Here is a 3,555-nt window from a genome sequence, read left to right on the forward strand (position 1 = left end):
GGTGCTGCTCCGAGCACGGCGGAGACCTCGCGCAGGTCGGCGTACCGTCGTCCGAGCGAGGCGGTGAGGACGAGGGCCACGAAGGCGGACTCCTTCCAGGCGAGCTCCAGGACCGTTGCCCAGGGCCAGCGGCCCCCCACCAGCTCGGGCCACGAGGCCGGGCTGATCCCCGACCAGCGCTGGGCCAACCCGACGTTGGAGAGCAGCAGCCCGGTCGAGGCCGCTCCGACCAGGTGCGGCACCGTCAGCACCGCGACGGCCAGAATGACGACGATCCGCACGCCACCGCCTGCCCGCACGACGACGGTAGCGATGATGAGACCCATGACGGCAGCCAGCAGGGTCGCGACGACAGCGATGAGCAGCGACTCCTGGGTCGACGCGCGCAAGTCACCGGCCAGAGCAGTGAAGCCGTCGGCGCTCAGGCGGGGTTGTCCCACCAGGGGCAGCAGCCCGAGACTGGTGGCGACGACGGCGACGAGCGCCGTCCCGGTGACCGCCACGATCAGGAGCACCGCTGGGGCTACGAGGCGTGCCCCATAGGACTGCCTGCCGGCCCGCACGTCTCCGCTGCGCGTGGAATGCTCGGTCACGATCCGGATCCGAGCACGGCCCTTCGCCACCCCTCGTCGAGCTTCGAGACCCAGGACGAGGCGAGCTCGGGGTTGGCGTTGCGTGAGAGGACGTCGTACGGCGGTACGACAGGGGAAGCCGGGAGGGCGTCGAACCGCGCCTGATCAGCCTTGCCGAGCAAGTGGGTGTCGAGGACCGTGAACTGGCCCCAGGTGCCCGGGTCGGCCTTGAGCGCCTGCTGGGCGGGCGACAGGGCGAGGTTGGCCACCACCATCGCACCTTCGGGGTCGCCGGCCGAGGCGGGGATGGCGAGGAAGCTGGCGTTGCCGATGGTCCCCTCGTCCAGAGGCAGGACACGTGTGGTCTTCGGGAAGGCGCCGTCGGCGACGAGCTTGGTGAGCGTCGCCGGTCCGTAGGTCATGGTCATGTCGACCTCACCGTCGGCGTAGAGCCGGTCCAGGGCCACCGTGTCGCGGGGGTAGGTCCTCCCCTGGCGCCACAGCGAGGGCGCCACGTCCTTCAGGGCGGCCCAGAGCGGGGGGGCCAGCTGGTCGTAGGCCTTCTGGCTGAACTGGGCCGGGATCTTCGCGTAGCCGCCGGAGGTGCTGTAGAGCGCTTCGCGGACGAAGACCGACCCGGTGAAGTCGGGGGGCGCCGGGTAGGTGAACCGTCCGGGGTGGTCCTTGGCCCACTGCAGGACGCCCGCCATGGACGACGGCGGCTGGGCGATGCGCGCCGAGTCGTAGACCAGGGTGAACTGTGCCTTGTGCCACGGTGCCTCGCAGCCGTCGACCTGGGTCCCGAAGTCCCGGGTGGTCAGGGCGTCGTCCGGGGCGACGTACTTCATGTTCGGCAGCTGGGAGGACCAGCCGCAGCGCCAGGCGTCGGCCTGCTTGCCGGTGGCGAAGTTGTCGCCGTTGACCCACACCAGGTCCACCGCGCCGTCCGTCTTGCCGGTCTGGCGTTCGGCCAGGACACGGGTCATCGCGTCCTTGGTGTCGGCCACCGGGACCCTTCGTAGGGTCACGCCGAGTTTGGCGGCGGCGGGGGCCAGGACGTCGTCGACGTAGGTGTTGCCCTGCTGGTCACCGCCGTACATCCACAGGTCGACCGTCTGGCCCTTGGCCTTGTTCGTGATCTGCGACCAGGATCGGCCCTCGGTCGAGGTGCCCGCCGGGGCGCCGGGGGCGCCGCAGGCAGTGGCGGCCAGTCCGAGCAGCGCAGCGGGAAGAAGCAATCGGGCAAGGCGCGGGTACATCGGACCTCCGGGGCAGCGAACACGTCACATCGGGAACACTTCGGGATGCTCAGGGACTTCCCGATGCAGAACGTCCGCTTTCCCACCAGTCAGGATGCCGCATGAGTCGAGCTGCGCTCACCAAGGCAGGCGCGTTGGTCCTGATCCTGCTCGGTGCCATCGCCCTCGCCCTGGTGCTCGGAACCCCCAACATCGGCGCGATGAGGTCGCGCGTCGACGCAGCCGGGGCATGGGGGCCGGCCCTGTTCTTCACCCTCTACGTAGGGCTGGCCCTGATCCCTTGCCCCAAGGCGCTCCTGACCGCCGCCGGCGGAGCAGTGTTCGGTCTGTGGGCCGGCGCTGGACTCGCCTGGGCCGCGGCCCTGGTCGGCGCGGTCATCTCCTTCGGTCTCGGGAGACTGCTGGGGCGTGAGGCAGTCGACCGTCTCATCCGCGACCGCGTGGCGCGCGTCGATGCTCTCCTGGCTGACCACGGCCTGTCGGCAGTCCTGATCGTCCGTCTGGTCCCGCTGGTGCCGTTCATCGCCATCAACTACGCCTCCGGACTTTCGGCGGTCCGGTTCCGTCATTTCGTGCTGGGCAGCGCCATCGGCATGATTCCCGGCACCCTGGCCTACGCCGCGCTGGGGGCATACGGAACCAACCCCTGGGGCCTGGCAGCCGCCGGATCGGCTCTGGTCGTCCTGGTCCTCGGCGGATCCTGGTGGGCGCGGAGGATCGAGGCGCGCGCTGCCCGTCACCGCGCTCAGGACGGAACCCGTGTTTGACGCGCCGGTCCGACGTGCTCTGGACCGACCCTTGACGGCGGTGGCACAGATCCTGGACCGACCCTTCGTGACTCCCAACCGGCTCACCATGCTCGGGCTGGCCACCGGCCTGGGTAGCGCCGCCGCAGCCGCGGGGCAGCTGTGGTGGTGGGCCCTGGGGCTGTGGTTGTTCTCGCGTGCCATGGACGGTCTCGACGGTCCACTCGCCCGACGACGCAAGGCCTGCGTGCCCTTCACTCCTGAGAAGGCACCCGGGTCGGAGGCGGGCGGATTCCTGGACATCACCGCCGACTTCGTCGTCTACGGGGCGACCGTAGTCGGGGTCGCCATCGGTGCCAGCGCCCAGTACGCCGCCGACTGGTTGCCGTTCCTACTGGTGCTCCTGGCCTACTACGCCAACGGAACCGCGCTCCTGGCGTTCTCCTCCATCGCCGAACGCACAGGACGACAACGCCAGGACGGTCGCTCGCTCAGCTTCCTCGAAGGACTCGCCGAGGGGACCGAGACCATCGCCGTGCACTCGCTGTGGCTCATCATCCCCACGCACGCAGAGGTGATCGCCATCGTGTGGGCGGGCGTCGTGGGTCTTAGTGCTACACAGCGCGTCGTGGCGGGCTTTCGCGACCTCTCCTAACGCTCAGTCGTCCCGGCTGACCCACCACGTGCGAGCGCGTGCCAGTGCTCCCAAAGCACGTCGTGTGCCAGGCCGTTCGAGCTGGTCTTGGACGTCGGAGATCGCGGCGTTCCACGGTCCGTCGTTGTACGTCGGGTAGGCGTGGGTCACGCCCGCGAGATCGCGCGTCGTCAGTCCCCGGGTGATCGCCAGGGTGAGCTCGCCCAGGGTCTCCCCCGCCCGCGGCCCGACCACCGTGGCCCCCAGGACATGGCCGCGCTTGTCGACGACAAGCCGCACGAAACCGCCGTACGCGCCCTCCGCGACCGCCCGGTCGACATGGG

At 70.1% G+C, this 3,555-nt stretch carries 4 protein-coding genes and 1 pseudogene; 2 read left to right on the top strand and 3 right to left on the bottom strand.

Annotated features, from left to right (window positions below):
* Together ACYVDA_RS20585 and ACYVDA_RS20590 are read right to left on the bottom strand one after the other, a co-directional pair.
* A partial coding sequence (locus ACYVDA_RS20585; protein ID WP_460820411.1) for a hypothetical protein occupies positions 1–515 on the bottom strand: 515 nt, incomplete at its 3' end.
* A gap of 74 nt (positions 516–589) precedes the next feature.
* A complete protein-coding gene (locus ACYVDA_RS20590) occupies positions 590–1,831 on the bottom strand; it encodes an ABC transporter substrate-binding protein (RefSeq protein ID WP_460820412.1) in 1,242 nt (413 codons plus the stop codon).
* 101 nt (positions 1,832–1,932) lie between these two features.
* On the opposite strand from ACYVDA_RS20590, the gene ACYVDA_RS20595 reads away from it, so the two are divergent.
* Both ACYVDA_RS20595 and ACYVDA_RS20600 read left to right on the top strand, forming a co-directional pair.
* Positions 1,933–2,598 (top strand): TVP38/TMEM64 family protein, encoded by a 666-nt coding sequence (locus ACYVDA_RS20595; protein ID WP_460820413.1) that lies wholly within the window; start codon positions 1,933–1,935, stop codon positions 2,596–2,598.
* A 40-nt stretch (positions 2,599–2,638) separates the two neighbouring features.
* Entirely contained in the window at positions 2,639–3,232 is a 594-nt protein-coding gene (locus ACYVDA_RS20600) for a CDP-alcohol phosphatidyltransferase family protein (RefSeq protein ID WP_460820414.1), read from the top strand.
* A gap of 3 nt (positions 3,233–3,235) precedes the next feature.
* Here the strand turns inward: ACYVDA_RS20600 and ACYVDA_RS20605 are convergent.
* Positions 3,236–3,555: pseudogene (locus tag ACYVDA_RS20605) on the bottom strand (oxidoreductase); the annotation flags it as partial.

Source organism: Nocardioides korecus (genome assembly GCF_054778395.1).